The 26,547-nt window shown below is 65.7% G+C and carries 22 protein-coding genes, 2 tRNA genes and 3 rRNA genes; 11 read left to right on the forward strand and 16 right to left on the reverse strand.

Going from position 1 to position 26,547, the window contains the following annotated elements:
• Positions 1–90 precede the first annotated feature (90 nt).
• Positions 91–984 (reverse strand): polysaccharide deacetylase family protein, encoded by an 894-nt coding sequence (locus EHF44_RS22365; protein WP_253700166.1) that lies wholly within the window; start codon positions 982–984, stop codon positions 91–93.
• Between the two features lie 194 nt (positions 985–1,178).
• Between EHF44_RS22365 and EHF44_RS22370 the strand changes: the two genes are divergently transcribed.
• A complete protein-coding gene (locus EHF44_RS22370; RefSeq protein WP_124685888.1) occupies positions 1,179–1,898 on the forward strand; it encodes a DUF3047 domain-containing protein in 720 nt (239 codons plus the stop codon).
• 12 nt (positions 1,899–1,910) lie between these two features.
• Here EHF44_RS22370 and EHF44_RS22375 read toward each other — a convergent pair whose 3' ends face one another.
• Positions 1,911–2,669: a lipoate--protein ligase family protein gene (locus tag EHF44_RS22375; protein ID WP_124685889.1), complete on the reverse strand. Its 759-nt coding sequence runs from the start codon at positions 2,667–2,669 to the stop codon at positions 1,911–1,913.
• 165 nt (positions 2,670–2,834) lie between these two features.
• Here EHF44_RS22375 and EHF44_RS22380 point away from each other — a divergent pair, with 165 nt between their 5' ends.
• On the forward strand, positions 2,835–4,397 hold the full coding sequence (locus EHF44_RS22380; protein ID WP_124685890.1) for a methyl-accepting chemotaxis protein: 1,563 nt from the start codon (positions 2,835–2,837) through the stop codon (positions 4,395–4,397).
• Positions 4,398–4,478: 81 nt separating this feature from the next.
• Here EHF44_RS22380 and EHF44_RS22385 read toward each other — a convergent pair whose 3' ends face one another.
• The 6 genes from EHF44_RS22385 to EHF44_RS22410 form a co-directional block, all read right to left on the reverse strand.
• The gene (locus tag EHF44_RS22385) at positions 4,479–5,489 is read right to left on the reverse strand and encodes an LLM class flavin-dependent oxidoreductase (protein ID WP_124685891.1); all 1,011 of its coding nucleotides are present in this window, start codon (positions 5,487–5,489) and stop codon (positions 4,479–4,481) included.
• A 154-nt stretch (positions 5,490–5,643) separates the two neighbouring features.
• Positions 5,644–6,621 (reverse strand): VTT domain-containing protein, encoded by a 978-nt coding sequence (locus EHF44_RS22390; protein ID WP_124685892.1) that lies wholly within the window; start codon positions 6,619–6,621, stop codon positions 5,644–5,646.
• A 112-nt stretch (positions 6,622–6,733) separates the two neighbouring features.
• Positions 6,734–7,168, reverse strand: a complete 435-nt coding sequence (locus EHF44_RS22395) for an Hpt domain-containing protein (RefSeq protein WP_124685893.1) — start codon at positions 7,166–7,168, stop codon at positions 6,734–6,736.
• Positions 7,165–7,785, reverse strand: coding sequence for a response regulator transcription factor (locus tag EHF44_RS22400; RefSeq protein WP_124685894.1), 621 nt, complete (start codon positions 7,783–7,785; stop codon positions 7,165–7,167). The genes EHF44_RS22395 and EHF44_RS22400 overlap by 4 nt, the downstream gene beginning before the upstream one ends.
• A gap of 289 nt (positions 7,786–8,074) precedes the next feature.
• Positions 8,075–8,896, reverse strand: coding sequence for a hypothetical protein (locus EHF44_RS22405; RefSeq protein WP_124685895.1), 822 nt, complete (start codon positions 8,894–8,896; stop codon positions 8,075–8,077).
• A gap of 329 nt (positions 8,897–9,225) precedes the next feature.
• Positions 9,226–9,612: an OsmC family protein gene (locus tag EHF44_RS22410; protein WP_124685896.1), complete on the reverse strand. Its 387-nt coding sequence runs from the start codon at positions 9,610–9,612 to the stop codon at positions 9,226–9,228.
• 565 nt (positions 9,613–10,177) lie between these two features.
• On the opposite strand from EHF44_RS22410, the gene EHF44_RS22415 reads away from it, so the two are divergent.
• The 6 genes from EHF44_RS22415 to EHF44_RS22440 all read left to right on the forward strand — a co-directional run bounded on the left by EHF44_RS22415 (position 10,178) and on the right by EHF44_RS22440 (position 15,755).
• Positions 10,178–11,709, forward strand: a 16S ribosomal RNA gene (locus tag EHF44_RS22415).
• 64 nt (positions 11,710–11,773) lie between these two features.
• A tRNA-Ile gene (locus EHF44_RS22420) sits at positions 11,774–11,850 on the forward strand.
• 8 nt (positions 11,851–11,858) lie between these two features.
• Positions 11,859–11,934 (forward strand) — tRNA-Ala (locus EHF44_RS22425).
• A gap of 271 nt (positions 11,935–12,205) precedes the next feature.
• A 23S ribosomal RNA gene (locus EHF44_RS22430) occupies positions 12,206–15,084 on the forward strand.
• Between the two features lie 120 nt (positions 15,085–15,204).
• A 5S ribosomal RNA gene (gene rrf, locus EHF44_RS22435) occupies positions 15,205–15,318 on the forward strand.
• Together the 16S, 23S and 5S rRNA genes with 2 tRNA genes alongside form the textbook arrangement of a ribosomal RNA operon.
• A gap of 122 nt (positions 15,319–15,440) precedes the next feature.
• Positions 15,441–15,755 (forward strand): GIY-YIG nuclease family protein, encoded by a 315-nt coding sequence (locus EHF44_RS22440; RefSeq protein ID WP_124685897.1) that lies wholly within the window; start codon positions 15,441–15,443, stop codon positions 15,753–15,755.
• A gap of 63 nt (positions 15,756–15,818) precedes the next feature.
• On the opposite strand, the gene EHF44_RS22445 is transcribed toward EHF44_RS22440, so the two are convergent.
• Both EHF44_RS22445 and EHF44_RS22450 read right to left on the reverse strand, forming a co-directional pair.
• Positions 15,819–16,241 (reverse strand): organic hydroperoxide resistance protein, encoded by a 423-nt coding sequence (locus tag EHF44_RS22445; protein WP_124685898.1) that lies wholly within the window; start codon positions 16,239–16,241, stop codon positions 15,819–15,821.
• A gap of 61 nt (positions 16,242–16,302) precedes the next feature.
• Positions 16,303–16,773, reverse strand: a complete 471-nt coding sequence (locus EHF44_RS22450) for a MarR family winged helix-turn-helix transcriptional regulator (protein ID WP_124685899.1) — start codon at positions 16,771–16,773, stop codon at positions 16,303–16,305.
• A gap of 220 nt (positions 16,774–16,993) precedes the next feature.
• Between EHF44_RS22450 and EHF44_RS22455 the strand changes: the two genes are divergently transcribed.
• Entirely contained in the window at positions 16,994–18,451 is a 1,458-nt protein-coding gene (locus tag EHF44_RS22455; protein ID WP_124685900.1) for a DegQ family serine endoprotease, read from the forward strand.
• A gap of 230 nt (positions 18,452–18,681) precedes the next feature.
• Positions 18,682–19,005 carry a hypothetical protein gene (locus EHF44_RS22460; RefSeq protein WP_124685901.1) on the forward strand — a complete coding sequence of 108 codons (324 nt, stop codon included), beginning with the start codon at positions 18,682–18,684 and terminating at the stop codon, positions 19,003–19,005.
• Between the two features lie 117 nt (positions 19,006–19,122).
• Here the strand turns inward: EHF44_RS22460 and EHF44_RS22465 are convergent, their stop codons facing one another.
• From EHF44_RS22465 to EHF44_RS22485, 5 genes are all read right to left on the reverse strand, one after another.
• Positions 19,123–20,610: an MFS transporter gene (locus EHF44_RS22465; RefSeq protein ID WP_124686733.1), complete on the reverse strand. Its 1,488-nt coding sequence runs from the start codon at positions 20,608–20,610 to the stop codon at positions 19,123–19,125.
• A gap of 86 nt (positions 20,611–20,696) precedes the next feature.
• Positions 20,697–21,194 (reverse strand): MarR family winged helix-turn-helix transcriptional regulator, encoded by a 498-nt coding sequence (locus EHF44_RS22470; RefSeq protein WP_124685902.1) that lies wholly within the window; start codon positions 21,192–21,194, stop codon positions 20,697–20,699.
• A 97-nt stretch (positions 21,195–21,291) separates the two neighbouring features.
• The gene (locus EHF44_RS22475) at positions 21,292–23,304 is read right to left on the reverse strand and encodes a transglutaminase TgpA family protein (RefSeq protein ID WP_124685903.1); all 2,013 of its coding nucleotides are present in this window, start codon (positions 23,302–23,304) and stop codon (positions 21,292–21,294) included.
• A complete protein-coding gene (locus tag EHF44_RS22480) occupies positions 23,301–24,302 on the reverse strand; it encodes a DUF58 domain-containing protein (protein ID WP_124685904.1) in 1,002 nt (333 codons plus the stop codon). Before EHF44_RS22480 ends, EHF44_RS22475 begins: the two co-directional genes overlap by 4 nt.
• A gap of 24 nt (positions 24,303–24,326) precedes the next feature.
• The gene (locus EHF44_RS22485; RefSeq protein WP_124685905.1) at positions 24,327–25,238 is read right to left on the reverse strand and encodes an AAA family ATPase; all 912 of its coding nucleotides are present in this window, start codon (positions 25,236–25,238) and stop codon (positions 24,327–24,329) included.
• A 228-nt stretch (positions 25,239–25,466) separates the two neighbouring features.
• Between EHF44_RS22485 and EHF44_RS22490 the strand changes: the two genes are divergently transcribed.
• Positions 25,467–26,312, forward strand: coding sequence for a phytanoyl-CoA dioxygenase family protein (locus EHF44_RS22490; RefSeq protein ID WP_124685906.1), 846 nt, complete (start codon positions 25,467–25,469; stop codon positions 26,310–26,312).
• A gap of 64 nt (positions 26,313–26,376) precedes the next feature.
• On the opposite strand, the gene EHF44_RS28470 is transcribed toward EHF44_RS22490, so the two are convergent.
• Positions 26,377–26,544 (reverse strand): hypothetical protein, encoded by a 168-nt coding sequence (locus EHF44_RS28470; protein WP_172966158.1) that lies wholly within the window; start codon positions 26,542–26,544, stop codon positions 26,377–26,379.
• Positions 26,545–26,547: the final 3 nt, after the last annotated feature.

The following is a 26,547-nucleotide window of genomic DNA, read 5'->3' on the forward strand; positions in this document are numbered from 1 at the left end:
AAGGGCACCACGGGCCGATAAGCGTAGCACTTTCACGAATTGCGCGTATTTCCCCGCGCCGCACAAGGCATGGCGGCCCGCCCGCCCCGATCAGGGCCAGTGGTCGCGCGCGTAGACGCCGGCGGCGGCCCGGGCCAGCGCCGCGCGGCCGGCCGCCTGTGTATCGGTATAGAACGGCGGGTCGGCCAGAGGCAAGCCATTGTCGCGCGCGGTCTCCACCAGGATCTGCAGGTATTCGGTCATGCGCGACGCCGTGAAGCCGTTGGGATCGTGGAAGGCGACGATCACGGGCGTCACGCCGTCCACGGCCGGCAGCCGGTGCGCGGCCATCGCCCGGCCCACCTGTTCGAGTTCGTGGCGCATGTGCGGGCGTCGGCGCAGGCTGATGGTCCAGCCGTAGAACTTGCCGTCGCGCGCGTTGGCGTCGGCCATCAGCATGCCCAGCCCCACCTGGGCGTACACGGCCTGGGTGGCGGGGCTGTACGCCCAGTTGGGCGGCCGCACCACCGCCAGCGCCTGGCCGCACTGGGCGGCGATGTCGCCCTGCCCCCGGCGCAGCGACGCGGCCAGGACGTCCGGCGCCAGCCGCGTGTGCGGGACATGGCCGGCTTTCATGCCGCTGTGCACGGCCATCAGCTGCCCCTGCGCGCAGGTCTCGCGCATCTGCGCGCGGCCTTCCGAGCCGCCGCCCCGGCGCGGGTGTTCGGTCTGGACGAAGAAGATGGCCTTGATGCCCGGCGCCAGCGGGTTGTCGGCCAACTGGCGCAGGATCAGCGGCGTGCCGCCGTACGGGCCGGTGTCCGGGCCATCGTCGAACGTCAGCAGGAACCGCACGGGCGGCAGCCGCGCCGCCGTGTCGGGCGCCAGCGGCGTGACGGGCCCCAGCGCGCAGCCGGCCAGCGCCAGCGCGGCGGCCAGGGCGGGGAGGCAGGTGAGGGCGGGAAGACGGCGGCGCGGGCGCTGCCCGGTGGAAGTGACGTTCACGGCAATTCGTTGATTGGGGCGGTGCGGGCGGCATGACCATCGGCCGGCCCGTCGTTGTCGGTACGTGGGGTAGTTGTCAGCGCGCGTCCGATCACGCATTCAGCCAACGGCTCACGGCGTGGCGCCGGCCGGCTACCTAGAATGGTGGGACATTTCCGAACTCTGAACGCTTATTCGACAGGAAGGCGGTTTCCATGCTCCGTCCGCTCAAACCCATCGCATTGTCCGTGCTGCTCACCTGCGCCGCGCTGCCGGCGCATGCCGACGATCCCGGCGTCGTGTTCTCGGCCGCCAAGCCTGGCGACGCCCTGCCCGGCGGCTGGCAGAACCGGCCGGTCGTCTCGGGCAAGACACCCACCCGCTACGCGCTGGTGGCGCAGAAAGGTACCACGGTGCTGCAGGCCGATGCCAGCAGCGCCGCCTCGGGGCTGGTCCACGAGGGCGACGTCGACCTGTCGAAGACGCCGGTGGTGGAATGGCGCTGGAAGGTGGCGGCGCCGATTCCCGGCGCCGACAACAAGGTGGGCGACAAGGAGGATGCACCGGCCCGGCTGGTGTTCTTCTTCGACGGCCGCAGCAGCAACCTGTCGATCGGCGAGCGCGCCGAGGCGCTGGCGGCCAGCGCGGCCGGCGAAAAGCTGCCGTACGCCACGCTGATGTACATCTGGACCAACAGCGCGCCGGTGGGCACGGTCATCCCGAACCCCCACACCAGCCGCGTGCAGATGATCGTCGTCGGCAACGAGCCCGGCAAGTGGCAGACCCTGCGCCGCAACGTCGCCAGCGATTTCCAGAAGGTGTTCCGCGAGGCGCCGGGCAAGCTCACCGGCTACGGCGTGATGACCGATACCGACAACACCGGCACCACCGCCCGGGCGTGGTACGGCGACATCGCGTTCAAGTCCGCCCGGTAGGCGAGCGCCCGCTTACTGGCCCGGCGGCGGCGCAGCGGCGATGGCGGCCTGGATGGCCGTCGACACCCGCGCCGCCAGCCCGCTGGCATCGGTCAGGCCCGCTGCCTCCCGCACGCTGACCACCTTGGCCGGATCGTAGTGGCGGCCGCTGCCGATGGCCGCCTCGAACGCGTTGGCGCGGGCGTTGATCGCCTCGGGGTCGGCATCGACGAGCAGGATGGCGTGGGCCAGTACCAGGTGGCGCTGGCCGTCCGGCGACTGGGCGTCGGCCGGCGCCCGGCGCCAGTATTGCGCCGTCCCGGCGATCTTGCGCGCAGCATCGCCCGGCCCCCAGGCAAGGTTGTAGCGGCCATCGCAGAACGACCCCTCCACGGCCTGCCAGTGCGTTTCCACGCCCACCTGCCGCAGGCCGGCGGCAATCACCTCGCACAGGTGCAGGTAGACCGGCTCCATCCACGTGGCCGCCCCCTTCGGCACCGCGTAGGCCAGGCTCACGTTGAGGATGCCCGGCCCCTGCGGCACCAGCCCCCCGCCCGACATGCGCAGCCAGACCGGACAGCCCCGCGCGGCAAAGTCGGCCCGCGCGGCCTCGATGCCGGGCTGGCGCAGGTAGCTGCGCGGAATCACCAGCGATAGCGGCGCCTCCCACAACTGCGCCACCGGCCCCTGCCGGGCGGCATGGTCCAGCAGCGCGAGTTCGCCCTGCAGCGGGTCTGCCTCGGCAGGATCGGGGTCGACGAAGGCAAACCGCGTGGCGTGGTTCAGGGTCATGGTCGGTCGATGAGAGGCGGCAGCAGCCCGGCGCGGGCCGTCCTGCCGATGTGCAGCATCCGCCATGCGCCACGATGGTGCTCAAAGGCGCCGGCAAACCTGCCGTTATTTTCGAAGCCTGCCGGATGTCCGCTGGGCCATCCGTCATCCTCAGCCTGTCGCATCATGAACCGACTTACCCTCAATGCCAAACTCTGGGCGGCCCTGGCCGTCATGTGGGTGCTGCTGCTTGCCCTGGGCGCCTGGAACGCCTTCCACACCAAGTCCGTCATGATGGCGGAGCGCCGCGACGGCCTGCAGTCGCTGGTGGCCACCGGCGAGGGCATCGTCAAGCTGTACGCCGAACGCGCCGCCAAGGGCACGATGTCGAAGGAAGACGCCCAGAAGGCGGCCAAGGACGCGCTGCGCGCGATGCGCTTTGGCCAGAACGGCTACCTGTTCGTGGTCGATTCCAAGCCGCAGGTGATCCTGAACCCCGGCCTGCCGCAGACCGAAGGCAACGTGGTCGGCGAGTTCAAGGACCCGGACGGCGTGTACGTGTACCGCGCCATCATCGACGGCGCGCGGCGCACCAGCGGCGAGGACGCGGGCTTTTCCACGTACCGCGGCCGCCTGCCGGGCACCGAGAACCCGCAGCGCAAGCTGACCTACGCGCGCCACGTGGCCGACTGGGACTGGTTCGTGGCGACCGGCGTGTTCCTGATCGACATCGAGGACGCCTTCCGCGCCAACCTGATCAACGCGTTCCTGAGCACGCTGCTGATCGGCGCGATGATCGCGGCGGTAATGGGCCTGATCATGCGCACGGTCAAGCGCAGCCTGGGCGGCGAGCCGGCCTATGCGGTGGAGGCGGTGTCGCGCATCGCCCGCGGCGACCTGACCGTGCCGGTGCGCGTGAGCGCCAGCGACGACCACAGCGTGCTGGCCGCGATGCAGCAGATGCAACAGCGGCTATCGGCCACGCTCGGCGATATCCGTGGCGCCGCGAGCTCGATTGCCACGGCGACCAACCAGATTTCGGCCGGCAATCTCGACCTGTCGCAGCGCACCGAGGAACAGGCGTCGGCGCTGGAGCAGACCGCGTCGAGCATGGAGGAACTGACCGGCATCGTCCGCCAGAACGCCGACAACGCCCGCCAGGCCAGCGCGCTGGCCGTGAATGCGTCGGACATCGCCAACCGGGGCGGCGAGGTGGTCAGCGAGGTGGTGGTGACGATGGGCGAGATCAACCAGGCGTCGCGCCAGATCGTCGACATCATCGGCGTGATCGAGGGCATTGCCTTCCAGACCAACATCCTGGCGCTGAACGCGGCCGTGGAAGCGGCCCGCGCCGGCGAGCAGGGCCGGGGGTTTGCGGTGGTGGCCGGCGAGGTGCGCAGCCTGGCCCAGCGCAGCGCCAACGCGGCCAAGGAAATCAAGACGCTGATCGACAATTCCGTGGCGCAGGTGGACAACGGCTCGGCGCTGGTGGCCAAGGCTGGCGAGACCATGCACGAGGTGGTGAGCGCCGTGCGCCGCGTGACGGACATCATGGGCGAGATCAGCGCGGCGTCGGCCGAGCAGAGCACCGGCATCGAACAGGTGGGCCAGGCCGTGACGCAGATGGACTCGGTGACGCAGCAGAACGCGGCGCTGGTGGAAGAGGCGGCCGCGGCGGCCCAGTCGCTGGCCGAGCAGGCCGATTCGATGATGCGCGCGGTGTCGGCGTTCCGGCTGGCGACGGCCTGACGCCGGGCGGCCCCGCCCGCGCCACAAAGCAAAAAACCGCGGCCTGGACCGCGGTTTTTTCTTGCCCAGGCCGATGGCGGGTCAGATGACCGGGGTCGGCTGCAGCGCCTGCATGGCCTGCGCGGCAATCTCGAACGAGCGCAGCCGGGCCGCGTGATCGTAGATCTGCCCGGTCAGCATCAACTCGTCCGGGCGCAGGTCGTCGACGAAGGCCTGGATGCCCTGGCGCACCGTTGCCGGGTTGCCGACCACCGAGCAGGCCAGCGAGCGGCGGATGTGATCGGCTTCGCTGGCGTCCCAGAGGCGGCTGATGTCGTCAACAGGCGGCTTGAGCTGGCCCGGCGTGCCGCGCACCAGGGACAGGAACTGCTGCTGCAGCGAACTGAACAGGCGGCGCGCCTCGTCGTCGGTATCGGCGGCAAACACGTTCAGGCCCAGCATCACGTGCGGGCGGTCGAGCTGGTCGGACGGGCGGAATGTGCGGCGGTACAGATCCACGGCCTGGCGCATGAAGCCGGGCGCGAAGTGCGACGCAAACGCGAACGGCAGGCCCATGGCCGCCGATAACTGCGCGCTGAACAGGCTCGATCCCAGCAGCCACAGCGGCACCTTCAGCCCGGCTCCGGGCACGGCGCGCACGCGCTGGCCGGGTCGTACTTCGTCGAAATAGGCCTGCAGTTCTTCCACATCCTGCGGAAAGCTGTCGGCCGTGTCGTGGTCGAGATGGCGGCGCAGCGCGCGGGCCGTGGCCTGGTCGGAACCCGGCGCCCGGCCCAGGCCCAGGTCGATGCGGCCAGGGTAGAGCGACGCCAGCGTGCCGAACTGTTCGGCCACCACCAGCGGGGAATGGTTGGGCAGCATGATGCCGCCCGAGCCGACGCGGATGGTCGACGTGCCCTGGGCCACGTAGCCGATCAGCACGGCCGTGGCCGCGCTGGCGATGCCGGGCATGTTGTGGTGCTCCGCCAGCCAGAAGCGGCGGTAGCCCAGGCGTTCCGCATGCCGGGCGAGGTCCAGCGTGTTGTGCATGGCCTGGGCGGCGGTGCTGCCTTCCACGATGGGCGAAAGATCGAGCAGGGAATAGGGGATCATGGCTTGCCACGCACCGGCCGGGGCCGTGCGTCGTTGGATTCGGGGACGGGCTATGGTAGTCATCCCCGCCCGATCCTGCTGGCGCCGGCCAAGAAGCCATGCTGGCCGTGGGGCCTCGTGGGCGGGCCCGCGTCCCGGGCCCGGGCGCCGGTGGCTAGTGGGCGGCCGCCTGCTTGGGGGCGTCGGCGGCGGGGCCGCTATCGGCGTTCAGCGCACCTTGCAGCCGCTTCCATTCGTCAAAGCCGCCGGCCAGCGCCCAGGTGTTCGGAAATCCTGCTGAACGTAGCCGTTCCGCCAGAACAGCGGCCGACATCTCGTGCGGGCAGGCGCAGTAGATGACGATGTCCGAGCGCTTGTCGTGATCGGCCAGCGCGCTGAACGGCGCCTGCATGCCCATGACCAGCGCGCCTGGAATGCGCTCGATCGGCGTCTCGCCCTGCGCGCGGACGTCGACCACCACCACGGGCCGCTCGACCCCGCCGCGGCGCTGTTCCAGTTCCATGACCGTCATGCGCGGGATGCGGCCGGTTCGGCGCAGCAGGCGCCAGCGCAGCCAGAATCGCCACGCGATGAACAGCACGAAGCCGCCCGCGGCGATCATCACGGCGATGTGCCCGTAGGCGCTGAAGGCGGCCAGGATCGTATCGACGAAATCGCTGAACACCACGCCGGCCAGCAGCGCGCCACCGGCCCAGACCAGCGCGCCCAGGGCGTCGTAGAACAGGAAGGTCAGGAACGGCGTCGCCGTCATCCCGGCCATGGCCGTGGACAGCGCGCCGGCGCCGGGCAGCAGCTTGGCGAACACCAGCGAGCGCGGGCCGACGCGCAGGTAGAGCGACTGGGTCTGGCGGATGCAGGTGTCGGGGGACAGCGACACGCGGCAGATGGTGCGCAGCATCGGCTGGCCCAGGCGCTTGCCGGCGAAATACCAGGCGCTGTCGGCAATCAGGCACGCGGCGATGACCGCGAACAGCACGGCGCCGATCGATGGCCCGCTCTCCTGCATCGACAGCGCGCCGGCGACGAACAGCATCGGATAGGCCGGCACGGGCAAGCCCGCCTGTTCCGCCAGCACGTTCAGGAACACCAGACTCAGTCCGTGCCCATCGAGCAACGCCTGCAAATCGCCCACGACATGTCTCCCGCCAATTGTGGATGTCCGGCAACGTAAAGGGGGCGGTGCCGGGAAAAGGTTCACAGTGTGCCAGCCCGGCACGTCGCCGGGGGCGGCGCGCGGCACGGCACTACGTCAAATTTCCTGAAGCCGGTGCGTTCGCGGCGGGATCGCCGGGTCGGTGGCAGCGGCCGGGACGCAGTGCCGACAGTGTGTCACTGAATTCCTTCAGGATAGCGACGTAGCGCGGAAACAGTGTGTTGACCACGGCGGCATTGCCCTGGCCCGCGGCCGATTCCAGCGACTTGCCCGCCGCCAGCAGTGACGTGCAGCGCGCCAGCGCCGCGCTGCCCTTGATACGGTGCAGGCAGTGCTGCACGTCCGGCCAGTCCCGCCGCGCCACGGCCCGGCGCAGCGCGGCAAGGTCCTTGTCGTTGGCATCGAGCAGATGGGTCACGATCATCGTCTGGACCGTGGCGTCGCGGCAGGCGGCACTGGCCACGGCCACGCCGATCGCGCGGCATTCGTCGGGTTTCAGGTGGACGCATGAGCGGCCAGGGCTCATGGAACCAGGCGGTGCCGACGCGCGAAGTCGGCCAGGTCCACCACCGATTCGGCACCCAGCTTGCCCATGATCCGCGCCTTGTAGCTGCTTACCGTCTTGTTGCTGATGAACAGCGCCTTGCCGATGACCTTGTTGCTCATCCCGCGGGCCAGCATCCGCAGGATCTCCATTTCCTTGTCGGACAGGTTGTGCAGGCCCGGTGTCCGCCCCATGCTCGTCGGGTCACGCTGCGCGAGGCTCGGGAACACGGTGAAGCCGGCCAGCACGCTTTCCGCGCAGCGCGTGATCGCGTCCAGGTCCTGCGTCTTGCTGACGTAGCCATGGGCCCCGGCCTGGAACGCGCGGGCGGCGCACAGCAGGGGGTCCTGGGCGCTGAGGATCAGCACGCGGATCGACGGGTGCAGCGACCGCATCTGCGGCACCGCTTCAATCCCGTTCGGGCGCGGGATGTCGAGGTCCAGGATGACGAGGTCCGGCTTGTGCTGGCGGACGTGATCGATGGCCGCCTGACCGTTGTCGGCTTCGTAGACCTGCGTGACTTCCATCAGATCGCATACGTTGGCGCGCAGGGCGAGGCGCAGCGCAGGGTGATCGTCGACGATCAGGATCGTGGTCATGCCTTGCTCGCAGTGCCGCTGGTATTGCCGGGCTATTCAGAAGACGAGGCAGTATAGAAACGGGGAGGCAGTCTGAATATGCGACGCTTCCCCATTCCTTGTAGGAAATTTCCGCAAGTGTGTGCTTAAAGAGGCATATCGTCCGACAAAAAAATAGCGACCCACCGTAAGCCACGGGGGTCGCGAATCGGGAATGCGAGGAGGTCAGATTCCTCAAGGAGTGTTATCGGCACTTGCGAGGATCGCTTATCCCTACTGAGGTGGGGCATGCGGCACACAGCAGTCTCAATCAGGCGATCAGGCGTTCCGGCTGGACGGTTGGCGCCAGGGCGTCGCGGATCCGCCGTACTCCGGCCTCCATCTCGGCATGGGCGGCATCGAGCCACGCAATGCGGTGGCGCACCGGGTCGTTCGGCGACAGGTCGCGCTCGGCAATCTCGCGCAGGAAGTAACGCACCATGCTGCCCGCGCGCGCCGGTACCGGCATCATCCCGACCAACTGGTCGCGCGACAGCAGACCGGCATCCACGGCGTGAAGCAGCGCGGCCCAGGCCGTGCGGCCCAGCGCGACATAGATCGCGTCGGGCCGGATCTGGGGCAGGGCGGCCAGGAACAGGTGATCGAATACCCGGCGCAGCATGGCGGTTTCGAGGATCTCGTCCAGCGAGCCGTCGAAGGCCAGGCCGCGCCGGGTGGTGGCGTGCGGCAGCAATGCCATCGGCTGGATCGACTCGAATCCATCGTTCCAGAGGGCGGCGGCATGCGGCTGGCCGACCAGCTCGGGCACGCGAAAGTGATCGAGCATCCTGATCAGATTGGGTCGGACCATGCGGCCGCCCAGTTCTACCCGCCGCTTGTGCTCGCGCTGGATGACGCGGCCAGGTGTGTGGGCGCGCAACAGTTCATCGGTCAGCGTCGCCGCGAGCTGCACGTGGGCATGGCCGGGCGTGCCGCTGACCAGGATGAGCCTGGCGTTCTCGTTGCGATGTTCGAAGGGCACGTACTTCATCACATACGTACCGTTCTGTTCGACGATCAACGGCTTGTCAGCCATGGCGCGAACGCCGCCGCGCCGGATGCGCGCGCAATACTCTTCCAGGTAATTCGCCAAGATGTCCCCGCTCCCGAATGCTTCCGTGTGTCCTGATCCATGTTCTTTTTTGGGTCATGTTAAGCGGGGATTAACGGGAGACAAAGCGGTGACGTGCTTCTTCGTCCGCTTCTAGAGGGTGGGAGCGTGGGCTATCGAACGAAGTGTGCCGGGGTGTCGGCTTGGGAAACTGCGGAGGGGGAAGTGGGCTGGCGAAGCTGCCTGGACAGGCTGGGGAAAAAAGGCCGGACACAGGCGTGTCCGGTAACCCATTTGCTGACTCAGGTCGTGTCAAAACCCGAGGGTTCAAATGATAACCATTATCATTTGAAAAATCAATCCCGGATGCGTCAGGCCAGCGTGGTATCGATCGTGATCGTCGCCGACAGCGACTTGTGCACCGGGCACTTGTTGGCGACGCGCAGCAGGTCTTCGCGGACGTTCGCGGGCAGGTCGCCTTCCAGCGCGATCTGGCGAATCATCTTGTAAGCGCCCGGCGATTCTTCATGGCCGACGCTCACGCGGACTTCGTTCAGCGCATAGCCCTTGCGCTTGGCATAGAGCTGGAGCGTGAGCGTCGTGCAGGCGGCCAGCGCAGAGTCCAGCAGATCGTGCGGATTCGGAATCGACGGATTGCCCAGGGGCGCGTCGAGATCCGCCTGCCACTTGGCGGTGCCGTTATCGAGATCGCAGACGCTCGTGCCGGAGCTGGCGAGCCAATGGGCGTGGATGGTCATCGGAAAATTCCTAGAAGGGGTGGTAGCCGGGGCGGCCGGAAAGAGGATTCTATACAGTGGCCGACAAGTGCACAGGCGGCCGCATTCATTCTTTTTTCACATTTCCATGGCAAAGCCCTTGCGCACGACGTGGAAGCCGTCTAATATTCGCCCCCTCGCAACACGAACCGCGCTGCAAACGCAGCAGCGACAAGGGTTGCGAGGTTGATGGGGGTTGGAGTTGGCGAGGTTTGCCAGCGCCGACCGGCAGAAAAAAGTTCTGCGAAACCTGTTGACGAAACGTTGAATGCTCTGCATAATCTCGTTTCTCCGCTGCGACGAAATACGCAGCGACAGCGAACGGCGAAGCCGGCCCGCTGGTGTTCTTTAACAACCAAACAACCGATAAGTGTGGGCGCTTGATGGCGAACGCCGCGGCGGACTTCGGGTCTGTCGTGTTGCTTCAACAGTATCAAGTGCTCGCACAGTAAAACATGTTGGTTTGGCTCTTCGGAGTCAAGCCAGTCAGTTTTCTGAGAGTGAGCGACCGCTCGAAAGAGCGAGCCCTTCGGGGCACACAGAGATTGAACTGAAGAGTTTGATCCTGGCTCAGATTGAACGCTGGCGGCATGCCTTACACATGCAAGTCGAACGGCAGCGCGGACTTCGGTCTGGCGGCGAGTGGCGAACGGGTGAGTAATACATCGGAACGTACCCTGTTGTGGGGGATAACTAGTCGAAAGATTAGCTAATACCGCATACGACCTGAGGGTGAAAGCGGGGGACCGTAAGGCCTCGCGCAGCAGGAGCGGCCGATGTCTGATTAGCTAGTTGGTGGGGTAAAGGCTCACCAAGGCGACGATCAGTAGCTGGTCTGAGAGGACGATCAGCCACACTGGGACTGAGACACGGCCCAGACTCCTACGGGAGGCAGCAGTGGGGAATTTTGGACAATGGGGGCAACCCTGATCCAGCAATGCCGCGTGTGTGAAGAAGGCCTTCGGGTTGTAAAGCACTTTTGTCCGGAAAGAAAACGTTCTGGTTAATACCTGGGGCGGATGACGGTACCGGAAGAATAAGCACCGGCTAACTACGTGCCAGCAGCCGCGGTAATACGTAGGGTGCGAGCGTTAATCGGAATTACTGGGCGTAAAGCGTGCGCAGGCGGTTTTGTAAGACAGGCGTGAAATCCCCGGGCTTAACCTGGGAATTGCGCTTGTGACTGCAAGGCTAGAGTGCGTCAGAGGGGGGTAGAATTCCACGTGTAGCAGTGAAATGCGTAGAGATGTGGAGGAATACCGATGGCGAAGGCAGCCCCCTGGGACGTGACTGACGCTCATGCACGAAAGCGTGGGGAGCAAACAGGATTAGATACCCTGGTAGTCCACGCCCTAAACGATGTCAACTAGTTGTTGGGGATTCATTTTCTCAGTAACGTAGCTAACGCGTGAAGTTGACCGCCTGGGGAGTACGGTCGCAAGATTAAAACTCAAAGGAATTGACGGGGACCCGCACAAGCGGTGGATGATGTGGATTAATTCGATGCAACGCGAAAAACCTTACCTACCCTTGACATGCCACTAACGAAGCAGAGATGCATCAGGTGCCCGAAAGGGAAAGTGGACACAGGTGCTGCATGGCTGTCGTCAGCTCGTGTCGTGAGATGTTGGGTTAAGTCCCGCAACGAGCGCAACCCTTGTCTCTAGTTGCTACGAAAGGGCACTCTAGAGAGACTGCCGGTGACAAACCGGAGGAAGGTGGGGATGACGTCAAGTCCTCATGGCCCTTATGGGTAGGGCTTCACACGTCATACAATGGTGCGTACAGAGGGTTGCCAACCCGCGAGGGGGAGCTAATCCCAGAAAACGCATCGTAGTCCGGATCGCAGTCTGCAACTCGACTGCGTGAAGCTGGAATCGCTAGTAATCGCGGATCAGCATGCCGCGGTGAATACGTTCCCGGGTCTTGTACACACCGCCCGTCACACCATGGGAGTGGGTTTTGCCAGAAGTAGTTAGCCTAACCGCAAGGAGGGCGATTACCACGGCAGGGTTCATGACTGGGGTGAAGTCGTAACAAGGTAGCCGTATCGGAAGGTGCGGCTGGATCACCTCCTTTCCAGAGGCTTGTGTTCACAAGTCAAGCGTCCACACTTATCGGTTTGTTTGAGTGTTACAGCCAAGGGTCTGTAGCTCAGGTGGTTAGAGCACCGTCTTGATAAGGCGGGGGTCGTAGGTTCAAGTCCTACCAGACCCACCAAGTTATCCGGGGGATTAGCTCAGCTGGGAGAGCACCTGCTTTGCAAGCAGGGGGTCGTCGGTTCGATCCCGTCATCCTCCACCACTTACCTTGGGGTAGTTGTCAAAGAGAAGCGCTCGGTTGCGAGTGTTTGTCTTTGGCTGTTGCCATCGAGCATGTTTGCTCGGCTGTTCTTTAACAATATGGGATGTAGTAAAGGTGTCGCGAGTGCGTTGATGAGGCGCGCTGCAGTACGCGATACCGGGTTGTGATTGTATCAACCAAAATGTATTTAAGTGATCGAAAGATGACTTGGAATACGGCACAAACGCGAGAACTCAGACCTGTAATGGATGTGGAGACACACTCGTTATAGGGTCAAGCGAACAAGTGCATGTGGTGGATGCCTTGGCGATCACAGGCGATGAAGGACGCGGTAGCCTGCGAAAAGCTTCGGGGAGCTGGCAAACGAGCTTTGATCCGGAGATGTCCGAATGGGGAAACCCGGCCCGTATGGGTCATCCCTTGCTGAATACATAGGCAAGGGAAGCGAACGCGGCGAACTGAAACATCTAAGTAGCTGCAGGAACAGAAATCAACCGAGATTCCCAAAGTAGTGGCGAACGAAATGGGAAGAGCCTTGTACTCTTTAGCAGCATTGTTAGCAGAACGGGATGGAAAGCCCGGCCATAGCAGGTGATAGCCCTGTATGCGAAAACAGCGTTGTGGAACTAGGTGTACGACAAGTAGGGCGGGACACGTGAAATCCTGTCTGAAGATGGGGGGACCATCCTCCAAGGCTAAATACTCGTGATCGACCGATAGTGAACCAGTACCGTGAGGGAAAGGCGAAAAGAACCCCGGGAGGGGAGTGAAATAGATCCTGAAACCGCATGCATACAAACAGTCGGAGCCTGGCAACGGGTGACGGCGTACCTTTTGTATAATGGGTCAGCGACTTACATTCAGTGGCAAGCTTAACCGATTAGGGAAGGCGTAGCGAAAGCGAGTCCGAACAGGGCGTTGAGTCGCTGGGTGTAGACCCGAAACCAGATGATCTATCCATGGCCAGGTTGAAGGTGCGGTAACACGTACTGGAGGACCGAACCCACTAACGTTGAAAAGTTAGGGGATGAGCTGTGGATAGGGGTGAAAGGCTAAACAAATCTGGAAATAGCTGGTTCTCTCCGAAAACTATTTAGGTAGTGCCTCGTGTCTCACCTTCGGGGGTAGAGCACTGTCATGGTTGGGGGGTCTATTGCTGATTACCCCGCCATAGCAAACTCCGAATACCGAAGAGTGCAATCACGGGAGACAGACATCGGGTGCTAACGTCCGGTGTCAAGAGGGAAACAACCCAGACCGCCAGCTAAGGTCCCAAAGATTGGCTAAGTGGGAAACGAAGTGGGAAGGCTAAAACAGTCAGGAGGTTGGCTTAGAAGCAGCCACCCTTTAAAGAAAGCGTAATAGCTCACTGATCGAGTCGTCCTGCGCGGAAGATGTAACGGGGCTAAGCCAGTCACCGAAGCTGCGGACGCGCGCAAGCGCGTGGTAGGAGAGCGTTCTGTAAGCCTGTGAAGGTGTCTTGTAAAGGATGCTGGAGGTATCAGAAGTGCGAATGCTGACATGAGTAGCGATAAAGGGGGTGAAAGGCCCCCTCGCCGTAAGCCCAAGGTTTCCTACGCAACGTTCATCGGCGTAGGGTGAGTCGGCCCCTAAGGCGAGGCAGAGATGCGTAGCTGATGGGAAGCAGGTTAATATTCCTGCACCGTCGTATGATGCGATGGGGGGACGGATCGCGGAAGGTTGTCCGGGTGTTGGAAGTCCCGGTCCCTGCATTGGAGAAGGCGCTTAGGCAAATCCGGGCGCGGAATTCAAGGATGCGGGGCGAGCGGCCTAGTGCTGCGAAGCAATTGGAAGTGGTTCCAAGAAAAGCCTCTAAGCTTCAGTCATACGAGACCGTACCGCAAACCGACACAGGTGGGCGAGATGAGTATTCTAAGGCGCTTGAGAGAACTCGGGAGAAGGAACTCGGCAAATTGGTACCGTAACTTCGGGATAAGGTACGCCCTGGTAGCTTGACTGGCCTGCGCCAGAAGGGTGAAGGGGTTGCAATAAAATGGTGGCTGCGACTGTTTAATAAAAACACAGCACTCTGCAAACACGAAAGTGGACGTATAGGGTGTGACGCCTGCCCGGTGCCGGAAGATTAAATGATGGGGTGCAAGCTCTTGATTGAAGTCCCGGTAAACGGCGGCCGTAACTATAACGGTCCTAAGGTAGCGAAATTCCTTGTCGGGTAAGTTCCGACCTGCACGAATGGCGTAACGATGGCCACACTGTCTCCTCCCGAGACTCAGCGAAGTTGAAGTGTTTGTGATGATGCAATCTCCCCGCGGCTAGACGGAAAGACCCCATGAACCTTTACTGTAGCTTTGCATTGGACTTTGAACCGATCTGTGTAGGATAGGTGGGAGGCTTTGAAGCGTGGACGCTAGTTCACGTGGAGCCGTCCTTGAAATACCACCCTGGTTTGTTTGAGGTTCTAACCTTGGCCCGTGAATCCGGGTCGGGGACAGTGCATGGTAGGCAGTTTGACTGGGGCGGTCTCCTCCCAAAGTGTAACGGAGGAGTTCGAAGGTACGCTTGGTACGGTCGGACATCGTACCTAAAGTGCAATGGCAAAAGCGTGCTTAACTGCGAGACCGACAAGTCGAGCAGGTGCGAAAGCAGGACATAGTGATCCGGTGGTTCTGAATGGAAGGGCCATCGCTCAACGGATAAAAGGTACTCTGGGGATAACAGGCTGATACCGCCCAAGAGTTCATATCGACGGCGGTGTTTGGCACCTCGATGTCGGCTCATCTCATCCTGGGGCTGTAGCCGGTCCCAAGGGTATGGCTGTTCGCCATTTAAAGAGGTACGTGAGCTGGGTTTAAAACGTCGTGAGACAGTTTGGTCCCTATCTGCCGTGGGCGTTGGAATCTTGACGGGGGCTGCTCCTAGTACGAGAGGACCGGAGTGGACGTACCGCTGGTGTACCTGTTGTCTCGCCAGAGGCATCGCAGGGTAGCTATGTACGGAAGAGATAACCGCTGAAAGCATCTAAGCGGGAAACTCGCCTGAAGATGAGGATTCCCTGGAGGCTTGACCTCCTTGAAGGGTCGTTCGAGACCAGGACGTTGATAGGCTGGGTGTGGAAGCGCAGTAATGCGTTAAGCTAACCAGTACTAATTGCCCGTAAGGCTTGATCCTATAACCAGTGTGTTTTACCTGGTGTTCCGCTGTGCCACAGGCATACAGCACAACCCCATATCTTTACTACACCCAGATTCGCCCGCGCTGACCACACGTCAGCGCCGGCAACCCCTCATGCCTGGTGACCATAGCGAGTTGGAACCACCCCTTCCCATCCCGAACAGGACCGTGAAACGACTTTGCGCCGATGATAGTGCGGACTACCCGTGTGAAAGTAGGTCATCGCCAGGCTCTTATACCCAGAACCCCCAAGCCCCAAAAGCTTGGGGGTTTTGCTTTTGCAGCGGCGGTTTTGCGATTTTGCGTGCCGGGGGCGTGGCGCGTATGATGGCCGTCGCAACGACCGACGACCCATGATCGACGATAACGACGCCTCGCCGACACCGCCCGTGCCGTGGTTTCTCTACCTGCTCGAATGCGAGGGCAACACGATTTACACCGGCATTACGACCGACGTGCAACGCCGCTATGCTCAGCACGTCGCCGGCACCGGTGCCAAGTACACGCGGTCCCGCAAGCCGCTGCGGCTGTTGGGATGGCTGGCCTTTCCGAGCCAGTCGGACGCACTCAAGGCCGAAATCCAGACCAAGCGCCTGACGGCCGCGCAGAAACGTGCGATGTGTGCCGACCTGGTACTCGCCGATCTGGCCGAACCCGCGGCACAATAGAAAACGCCGGCCCAAGGGCCGGCGTTTTGCATTTCAGGCTCGCAAAAGCCTGGCGGGCGACAGTCAGACCACAACCAGATTGACGTCGATATTGCCGCGGGTGGCGTTCGAATACGGGCAGACCTGGTGAGCCGCTTCCACCAGCTTCTGGGCCGCTTCCTTCTCCATGCCCGGCAGCGAAATCTTCAGCTCCACCTGGATACCAAAGCCCTGCGGGATCTGGCCGATGCCGACCGCGCCGTCGATCTTCGCATCAGGCGATACGGTGATTTTCTGCTGGCCGGCCACGAAGCGGATGGCACCGAGGAAACAGGCCGAATAGCCGGCCGCAAACAGTTGCTCGGGGTTCAGGCCATTCCCGGCACCGCCCATTTCCTTCGGCACCGCCAGCTTGGCGTCGAGTTGGCCGTCCGACGTCGTGGCGCGGCCATCGCGGCCACCGGTTGCGGATGCGTGGGCGGTGTACAGGACTTTTTCCAGTTTCATTTGCACTCTCCTAGATATGCCCGGGGGCGGGCAGCAGTTTCAACATGCCGATTCACGGCGATCAATCTTCCGATCGCGCTGCTTCCAGCGTCGACCGTAAGTCATGCAAACGCGCTGTCAGGGCCTGGATTTCTTCCACCGAGCACTGCATCGCGCACAACAATCGTTCCGGAATGCCCTCCGCCGACTGGCGCAGCGCCTGGCCGGCATCCGTCAGGCTGACCAGTACCCGGCGCTCGTCGGACGTATCCCGCACGCGCCGCACATGGCCGGCCGATTCCAGCCGCTTCAGCAGCGGCGTCAGCGTGCCGGAATCCAGCCGCAACCGGGCACCCAGGTCCGACACGCTCAATTCCCGATGCTCCCACAACACAAGCATTGCCAGGTACTGCGGGTAAGTCAGCCCCAGCTCACCGAGGATCGGCTTGTAGATCTTGGTCATCGCCAGCGACGTGGAATACAGCGCAAAGCAGAGCTGCTGGTCCAGTTGCAGCCAGTCATCTGTTTTGGAAGGGGTCGTTGGCGTGGGCATGCAGCTATCTTATACACGATTAGATTGTGTGCAAGATAAATTTTGCATCGACCCTATAGAGCATAGGGCCAGCCCGTGAAGGATCAAGGAAAGGGATCAAGGAAAGCCGGCCGTCGCAAAACCCTTAAGTCTGGTTTAAGTGTGGCTCCCTACGATGTCACTGTCGCGCCAACGGGCCCACCCGTTGCGGCGCCGTCCAACATCCAGAAAGGAAAGCACCATGATTCGCCAGACCCTCGTCCGTTCCGCTGTCGGCGTTGCCGCGCTTGCTGCCCTGGCGGGCGGCTACGCGTATCTGCAGAAAGATGCCATCACGCCGGGATACGCCGCGCAGGCGCCGGTCGTGTCCGCGCCGGCCGCGGTGGCCACGCCCACCGACTTCTCGGGCATCGTCGATCAATTCGGCCCCGCCGTGGTCAACATCAGCGTCACCGCCCGCGCCCAGCGCACGTCGGCCCAGGTGCCGCCGGGCATGGACCCCGACGATCCGCTGTTCCAGTTCTTCAAGCGCTTCGGCCCGCAGTTCCAGGGGCCGCAGAGCCAGCAGCCGCAACTGGTGAAGGGGCTCGGCTCGGGCTTCATCGTCAGCCCTGACGGCCTGATCCTGACGAACGCCCACGTTGTCGACAACGCCACGGAAGTCACCGTCAAGCTGACCGACCGCCGCGAATTCAAGGCCAAGGTGCTCGGCAGCGATCCGCAGACCGATATCGCCGTGATCCGCATCGATGCCAAGGACCTGCCGACCGTGCGACTCGGCGACCCGTCGAAGATCCGCGTGGGCGAGCCCGTGCTGGCCATCGGCTCGCCGTACGGCTTTGAGAACACTGTCACGGCCGGCATCGTCAGCGCCAAGTCGCGCTCGCTGCCCGACGACACCTACGTGCCGTTCATCCAGACCGATGTGGCCGTGAACCCCGGCAACTCGGGCGGGCCCCTGTTCAACCAGCGCGGCGAAGTCATCGGCATCAATTCGCAGATCTACAGCCAGACCGGCGGCTACCAGGGCCTGTCGTTTGCGATTCCGATCGACGTGGCGAAGAAGGTCGAGCAGCAGCTCGTCGCCCACGGCAAGGTCACGCGCGGCCGCCTGGGAATCTCGGTGCAGGAGGTGAACCAGGCCCTGGCGCAGTCGTTCAAGCTGCCCAAGCCGGCCGGCGCGCTGGTGAACTCGGTGGAACCGGACAGCCCCGCCGCGCAGGCCGGCCTGAAGCCCGGCGACGTGATCGTGCAGCTTGGCAACGACGTGATCGACCATTCGGGCGACCTGCCCGAGCACGTCGCCGACCTGCAACCGGGCACGAAGACCGATCTCAAGGTCATCCGCAAGGGCGAGCCGCTGACGCTGAGCGTGAAGATCGGCGCGGTCAAGGAAAGTGCGTCGGCGCAGGCCAAGAGCGGCGGCGAAGCCGGCGGACGCCTGGGCCTTGCGGTCCGTCCGCTGACCCCGGCCGAGAAGCGCGACAGCGGCATCGACGGCGGCCTCGTGGTCGAGGATGTCGCCGGTCCGGCCGCGCGCGTCGGCATCCAGCCGGGCGACGTCATCCTGTCGCTCAATGGCACGCCGATCGCATCGGTCGATCAGCTCCGCGCGCTGGTGTCGAAGTCGGGCAAGCAGGTGGCCCTGCTGGTGCAGCGCGACGACGCGCGCATCTTCATTCCGCTCGATCTGGGCTGATCGCCGGCCGCGTATACGACCCCGTATACGGCAGGCGCGCGACAGGTATACGTGGGCGTATACGGTGATGCGTATACGCCCGCAAACCCTTGCCAGGCGCGGAATTCCGGGCGACAAAACATCCCAAATGGGCGTTCGAGCGGGTATGATCTCGACTGCGATGCATGAAGCGTGTGGTGACTCACGTCGCCACTTCTGGTTCTTGCTAAATCGACAGAAGAAGGAAGTCTATGCAGTTGGATTTCACCCGCGCCCCCATCTCGCCGGGCTCCGACCTGGCGCGGCGTCTGACGCCAGTGATCAAGAAGTCGACCGCGCGTCGGCGCAAGAAGGAAGTCCCGCCCCACTGGGAGCGCGGCTACCGCTCCCACTACTACCGCAACGAGCGTGGCGACAAGCTTGGCGAAGTCCGCCTGTCCGATCGCGGCGACCTGCCCGTGGTCTACCACTGGGCCGCCGGCAACTATTCCGGCGCCGAAGGTTCGCTCGCGCATGCCCGTGCGCGCGTGGAGGAAACGGTCGGCTTTGGCATGCGCCAGTTGTCGCTGTTCTGATCGACGGCCCACGCGTGCCCGCCGGGCATGCATGTCATCCGCAAGGGCGCGCCGCCGCCGTTGTCGCGCTGTCGCCAGCGCCCCAGCAGTACCCCGCTCCGCGATGCAAGGCCCAGGCTAGTCCAGCCGGCGTTGCACCAGCATGAAGACCGCGGCCACCAGCGCCATCGCGGCAATCAACCGATACAGATCCTCGCAGGCCATCAGCCGCGCCTGCTGATCGACGATCGCAGCCATCTGCGCCAGCGCGCCCGCGTGTGCCTGCCCGGCATCGAAACCGCGCGCCGCCAGCAGCGACTGGGCCGCCTGCATCCACTCGGCGGTCTGCGCGGGACGTAGCCCGATGGCCTGCACCAGGCTCGCATGCACCGCGAACTGCCGGTTCTGCAGCAGCACCGCGCCCAGCGCCGACGCGAACGAGCTGGCGATCTGCCGCACCAGGTTCTTGCTGCGATAGCCGTGCGCAAAATCGTCGCCGCTCAGGCTGCGGAACGTCAGGCCGGCAATCGGGATGATGACCATCACGCCAAACAGCCCCTTGCCGACAAGCCCCGGCACCAGCGCGGCGGGCCCCACATCGGGCGGCATGAACGAGAACCACGCCATCGCGGCCGCCATCAGCAGCAGCCCGGCCACCATGAGCGGCTTCTTGTGCGTCAGCCGGCGCGCCACGCGCAGGTAGATCCAGATGCCCGCCAGGCTGATGCCGGCCGCCAGCGAATTGAGCCAGCCCGTGGTGGCCAGCGGAAACCGCAGCGCCTGCTCCGCGAAGATCGGGAACACGTAGCCGCTCAGGTTGCTGATCATGTAGTAGACGAAGTACATCGCCAGGCCGGTCAGGTACACCGGTTCGCGCAGCGCGCGCAGGTGCAGCACGGGCGTGTCGTGGTGCCACTGCTGCCACAGGAAGAGGCCCAGCAGCCCCAGCGCCAGCGCCGCCACCAGCGCCACGCGCAGCGGGTGCGAGAAGATGTCGAACCGCGCCTCGGTCATCGACGCCTGCAGCACGACGATGGCCACGCCGAACAGCAGCAGCGGCCCCAGCGCCGGGCCGTCGTGCTCGGCGCGTGGCTCGGCATCGGGCAGCAGCAACCATGTGCCGACGGCCGCCAGGGCGGCAAACGGCAGCACGCCGTAGAACACGTCCTGCCAGACGCCATGCTCCACCAGCTCGGCCGCGAACGCCGGCGCCATGGCCGAAGCGCCAAAGATCCCGAGCATGAACAGGCGCGATGCACGCGGCCGGTCCTCGGGCGCGAACATCACGTTCACCAGGATGCGGCAGCTCGTGAACAGCGCCCCGCCGCCCACGCCCTGCAGAAACCGCGCGACCACCATCTGCGGCAGCCCCGTGCTGGTGGCCGCCACCACGGTGCCGCCCATGAACAGCAGCAGCGACCCGGTCAGGTAGTTGCGATAGCCAAACCGCCGCGCCAGCCATTGCTGCTTGAGGATCATCATCATGCTGCCCACCGCGTAGGCCGCCTGGACCAGCGCGAAGCTGCGCGGGTCCGCGTCGATGCCGCCGACGATATGGCTCGACGCAAAGACGAACATGATGTTCTCAAGGAATTCGACGCCCGTGGTCAGCCCCAGCAGCGCCATGATCAGCGTCTGCCGCTGCCGGTGGGTCAGCAGCCGCAGCCAGCGCACGCCGGCCTGCAGCCGGTGCCAGCGTCCGGCGGTCCTGCTCACGGCTGCGCTGCCTCCAGGGCAGCCAGATGCTGATGCAGCGCGGCCAGCTCGCGCGTGGCGGCGGCAAGCCCGGCATCGCCCAGCGGCGCCCACGCGGCGCCATAGGCGGCATGCACGACCGGCGCCACCTGCGCGAACAGCGCCCGGGCGGCCGGCGTCAGCGTCAGCGCCAGGCTGCGGCGGTCATGCTCGGCGGTCTTGCGCAGCACCAGCCCCCTGGCTTCCAGCCCGTCGACGAGCCGCGTCATCTGCGTGCGCGTGGCGTCGATGGTCAGGCCCAGCTCCGACGGCATGGTCGGCTCGCCGGCGTCGGTGGCCAGCATGCTGATGACGAGGTACTGGTGCAGGTCCAGCTCGAACGGCGCCAGCGCGCGCTCGATATGCTGCCGCAGCAGCCGGGCCGAGCGCAGCAGCAGCCGCGACGCCAGGATCAGGTCGCGCGGCGCCTCGGGGTGCTCGGCGCAGAAGCGGTCAATGCGACGTTCGAACGACATTTTGTTTCATCCGCGATAGTTACGAATGAAACTATATGGGGCCAAGGCCGCCATGGCAAGTTCGGCACCGTGGATAGTCTGGCCCGCCGGCCGAACGCTAGCGCCGCGCCAGGCTGCGGGACAGGTCGCGCAATGCCGCGCGCAATCCGCCGAGCACGCCGGCCTGCGACCCCTTGCCCGGCGCGCCGTACTTCCAGCCGACGTACTGGTCAGTGAACGCTCGCACTGCGTCGCGTGCCTGGGGTAGAGCGGCCTCGGCACGCGCGGCGAAGTCGCGCGGACCTTCCGACGTCCCGCGCGACACGCCGTGCCGCGCCAGCAAGCCGCAGTAGCGGTCGTAGAGCGCCTGCACCGGATCCACCCGCCGGCGGCGCAGCCACATCGGCACCAGCGCGAGCACCGCGAGCAGGGCCAGCCCCGCCGCCAGCACCTGCGGCAGCCGATTGCCGAGCCCCGCCTGGTCGAGCAGCCGGTTCTGCTGGCCGCGGTCGTATTCGAGCACCCAGCGCTGCCACCGGTACGCCAGCCCGTCGAAGCTCCAGCGCAAGTCGCGCAGCCAGCCAGGCGCGCGCAGATCGCGCAACGCCTGCAGGTCCTCGCCCGCCAGCGCGGCGTCGACGCCGTTCTCCACCCGGCTCGGCGCCACGGCGCTGGTCGGATCGACGCGCACCCAACCCCGGCCGGCCAGCCAGACCTCGGCCCACGCATGGGCGTCCGACTGCCGGATCACATAGTGCCTGCCCATCGGGTTGTACTCGCCGCCCTGGTAGCCCAGCACCACTCGCGCCGGCACCCCGGCCGCGCGCATCAGGAACACGAAACTGCTGGCGTAGTGCTCGCAGAAGCCGCGCCGGGTATCGAACAGGAAGCTGTCCACCTGGGATGTGCCCAGCGGCGGCGGCGACAGCGTGTACGCGAACGGCGCGGTGGCGAACAGCCGCATGGCGGCCTGCACGCGCTGCCACGGGTCTGGATACCGGTCGATCCAGCCGGCGGCCAGCTCGCGGCTGCGCGGGTTGCCGTCCGGCAGCGCGAGCGACAGTTGCAGCGTGCGGCGCGTCAGCGGCTGCGGCAGGCCCTGCAGTTCGGACAGCGCGCGGTACCGCAGCGCCCGGTCCACCGGCGCCCGCATGAAGAATTCGCCATCGGCCGACGCCTGCGCCAGCAAGCTGTCCGACACCGCCACGCCGCGATCCAGCAGATACAGCCACGGCTTGTGATTGGGCTCCAGCGTGACGTTGTACGTGCGCGGACCGGCGCCGCCGCCATCGCGCAGGTCGCGGTCCCCATCGTCGTCGCGCAGCCCGGGCGCCGCGCGCAGCGTGGGCGCCTCGCCGGCGCGCCATGTCTGGCCGTCGTAGTGCCACAGCACCAGCGCCCGCCAGTAGAGCGCGCTCGCGGGCAGCGGGTCGCCGATGATATCGGCGCGGAACGCCACTTCCGGCGAGCGGATCAGTTCGCCGACGCTGCCTGGCCGCATCGTGTCGCTGATGCCGGTTCGGCCGGTCGGCTCGGACTGCGGCAGCCGCCACAGTGGATGGTCCAGGCGCGGAAACAGCAGGAACAGGAACAGCGCCCACGGCAGCCCGAACAGCGCCATGCGGCCCAGCAGCGGCCAGATTGCCAGCCGTCCACGCGCCTCGGGATGGTGGAACAGCAGCCAGTTGCGCAGGATCCACGCACCGATCGCCATGCTGTAGATCGCCAGCCAGAACGGCTGGTCCTCCAGGTACAGCGTCAGCAGCAGGTAGAACGACAACTGCGTGACCAGCGTGGCATCGGCCAGCGCCCGGGTCTCCATCAGCTTGAGAATCACGAACGCCGCCAGCAGCGCCACGCAAAGCTCGCGCCCGAAGCTGCCGCCGCCCCGCCAGACCAGCGCGGCGGCAATCAGCAGCACCAGCACGCCGGCCGTGCCGACCAGGAATTTCGAAGGTAGCGGCGCGCGCTGGCGCCAGAGCAGCCAGCGCCAGGCGAGCAGCAGCACCAGCAGCAGGCTGACCGATACCGGTAGCGTGCGGGCCTGCGGCGCCAGCACGAGCGCCAGCTGGGCAATCAGCATGCCGTGTTCCTGATGGCCAAGCGGCCGCGCTGGCTGCTGCGGCTTCATGATGCGCGGCGCTCCGGCCAGATGGCCAGCGCTTCCAGGCAGGCGCGGCGATGGGCCGGGCCGGCGCCCGGTGCGATCTCCACGCCGGGCAGGCGCAGGCCCAGGTCGACATGGTCGCCCGCGGCCAGCACCCAGGCGCACAGGCGCGACAGCCGCGCCTCGGTATCCATCGTGAACGGCAGCGCGTCCCAATCGATCCAGCAGCCGGGCTGGCGCGGCACGTGCCCGGTGCGGCTCAGCCATCGGCCGGTGCGGGCGCTGTGCTTCCAGGCGATGCGGTGCAGCGGGTCGCCGGGGCGGTACTTGCGCAGCTGGTCGATGCCATCGTCGGCGGCGGCCTGGAGCTGGCCGTCGTCGCCATCCTCGGGGCGCGGCTTCAGCGGCAGCGGGGGCGCCGGCCGCTCGGGCGCGGGATAGACAAAGGTGGTGAGCGGCAGGTCCGCATAGCTCCAGACCCGGAACAGGCCGAACGGAAAGCGGCTGGACACGGTCACGCGTGGCAGCGCCAGCCGGCCGCGCCGTGGCGCCGCCACGCGCACGGCGAGCGCGCCCTGCCCGAGCCCGTCCAGCGTCAGTCCCGGCGCGGCGTCGGCCACTCCGCCCGCGGCCACGGCTTCCACGCCGATGCGCGCGCCGCCGTCATGGTTGGCGACGTGCAGCACGAACGTGGCGGTCTCGCCCGCGAATGGCGCCGAGACCGGGCCCGCCGAGATATCGAGATCGAGCAGGTTGCGGTAGGCCATCCACATGCAGGCCATGCCGATGCCCACCAGCAGGAACGTCAGCGCAAAGCCCAGGCTGATGTTGTAGTTCAGCGAGGTGGTCAGCATCGCCAGCAGCAGCAGGGCAAAGCCCAGGCCGCTGCGCGTGGGCAGGATGTAGAGGTGGCGACGATCGAGCGTGACCACGCCGTTGACCGGCGGGCGCGGCCGGCGCGGGCGGGGCGTGGGCACCGGCAGGGGCAGCGCGGGGCCGGAAGCCGTCGGCGGACGTCGCATGGCTGGGCCTGGGCGGCGGCGGTATCAGGGAATCGCCACGCGGGCGACCAGACGGTCCAGCGCGGTGGTGTCGGCATCGCCGGGCAGCAGCCGATGGCCGGCCACGGGCGCGAACACGGCCTGCACGTCTTCCGGCATCACCATGTCGCGCTGGTCCAGCAGCGCCCAGGCGCGGGCGCAGGCCAGCAGCGCCAGGCCGGCGCGCGGCGACAGCCCGGCCACGAAGCCGGACTCGGCGCGCGTGGCCTGCACCAGCGCCAGCACGTAATCGACCAGTGCGGGGCTGGCATAGACGCGGCTCGCGGCGGCCTGCAGCGCCACCACCTGCTCGGCGTCCATCACGGCCACCGGCTCGGGCCGGGTGGCGGCGCCCAGGTACAGCACGCGCTCGAACGCCGGGTCGGGATAGCCGAGCGAGATCCGCATCGTGAAGCGGTCCAGCTGCGATTCGGGCAGCGCATGCGTGCCGATCTGGTCCAGCGGATTCTGGGTGGCGACGACGAAGAACGGCGTGGGCAGCGCGTGGGTCACGCCGTCGTGCGTCACCTGGTGTTCGGCCATCGCTTCCAGCAGCGCGCTCTGCGTCTTCGGCGGCGCGCGGTTGATCTCGTCGGCCAGCACCAGTTGCGCGAAGACCGGGCCGCGATGGAAGCGGAAATCGCTGGATTCGCGCACGTAGACCGACACGCCGACCAGGTCCGCCGGCAACAGGTCGCTGGTGAACTGCACGCGCTGGTACTGCAGCCCCAGCGTCTGCGCCAGCGCGTGGGCCAGCGTGGTCTTGCCCACGCCGGGCACGTCTTCCAGCAGCAGGTGGCCGCCGGCCAGCATGCACGCCAGCGCCAGCCGCACCTGGCGCGGCTTGCCCAGCACGATGCGGCTGAGCTGGTTCTGGGCCTCGGCCAGCGAGGCGGTGATCCGGGGTCTGGCAGTCACGATGGGCAGCCTTGGTGGCAGGTTGGCGATGACGGGACGGTGCGGCAGGGTCCGGCCATTGTAGCGGCGTGGGGGTCGCATGCGACAGTGGGTTTCCGCACGGTGGCGCGGCGGCGACGGTGGCCCGGTGCACCGGAATCGGGCGCCAGCCCGCGCCGGATCGCGCCGCTTCTGGCATCATCGGGCTGTCGCCGCCCCCTCACTTTCAGAATTGTCTTAGCTGCTGCAATGACTGCCTCGCAACCGCGCGTGTCTGGCGCGCCCCATTCCCTCGATTTCGATTGTTCCGCGCCGCTGGCCGACCAGGCGGCCCTGGCCAGCCTGGCGCGCGAATTCCACGCGGGCGGCTACATCGTGCTGCGCCAGTTTGCCAGCGAGGCCACGTGCGCCGCGCTGGAGGCGGTGACGCGCCGCCACCTGGCCGACGCCGTGCCGCCGGTGGAGTTCGAAGCCGACCTGGGCTATCCCGGCGCGCCGGCCACGCGCGACGCGGCGGGCGGGCACACGGTGCGCCGGCTGCGCCAGGCGTACGGGCGGGACGAGGCGTTCCGGCGCTGGGCCAGCCATCCGCAACTGGTGGCGACGGTGGAGGCGCTGCTGGGCGAGCCGGCCCGGCTCACGCTGGCCCACCACAACTGCGTGATGACCAAGCATCCGCACTATGGCAGCCAGACCGGCTGGCACCGCGACACGCGCTACTGGTCGTTCGTGAATCCGGAACTGGTCACCGTCTGGCTTGCACTGGGCGACGAGGACGAGCGCAACGGGGTGCTGCGCGTGATTCCGGGCTCGCATCGCGCCAGGCTGGACCCGGCCCAGCTCGATCCGGCCGAGTTCCTGGTCGAGGCCCATCCGGCCAGCCAGGGGTTACTCAAGGGGGCGATGCCGCTGGCGCTGCATCGCGGCGACGTGCTGATGTTCGACAGTCGCCTGTTCCACGCGGCCGGCCGCAACGATTCGGAGGCGGTGAAGCTGTCGGTGGCGTTCGCGTATTTCGGCGCCAGCAACCGGCCGATCAGCGGCTCGCGGTCGGCCGAGTTCGGCAGCGTCGAGATGCCGCCCGCCGCACTCTGACGTTTCGTCGTACCCAATAAGAAAGCCGCCCATTCCGGGCGGCTTTTTTCGTTGCCAGTAGGACTCAGGCCGTCTTGCGCCGCGCGCTACCCCAGCGGAAGAAGGTGATGACGTCGGCCAGGCGCAGCGGCACAAGCGGGGTGGCATGGCGGACGGCGTCGCGCCGGGCGTAGTGGCTCAGAAGCTGCGCGCCCACGGGACGCTCAAGGTAGGAAGCTTCCGGGTGATGCATGGC

Origin of the sequence: Cupriavidus pauculus, assembly GCF_003854935.1 — a bacterium.
Taxonomy (GTDB): domain Bacteria; phylum Pseudomonadota; class Gammaproteobacteria; order Burkholderiales; family Burkholderiaceae; genus Cupriavidus; species Cupriavidus pauculus_C.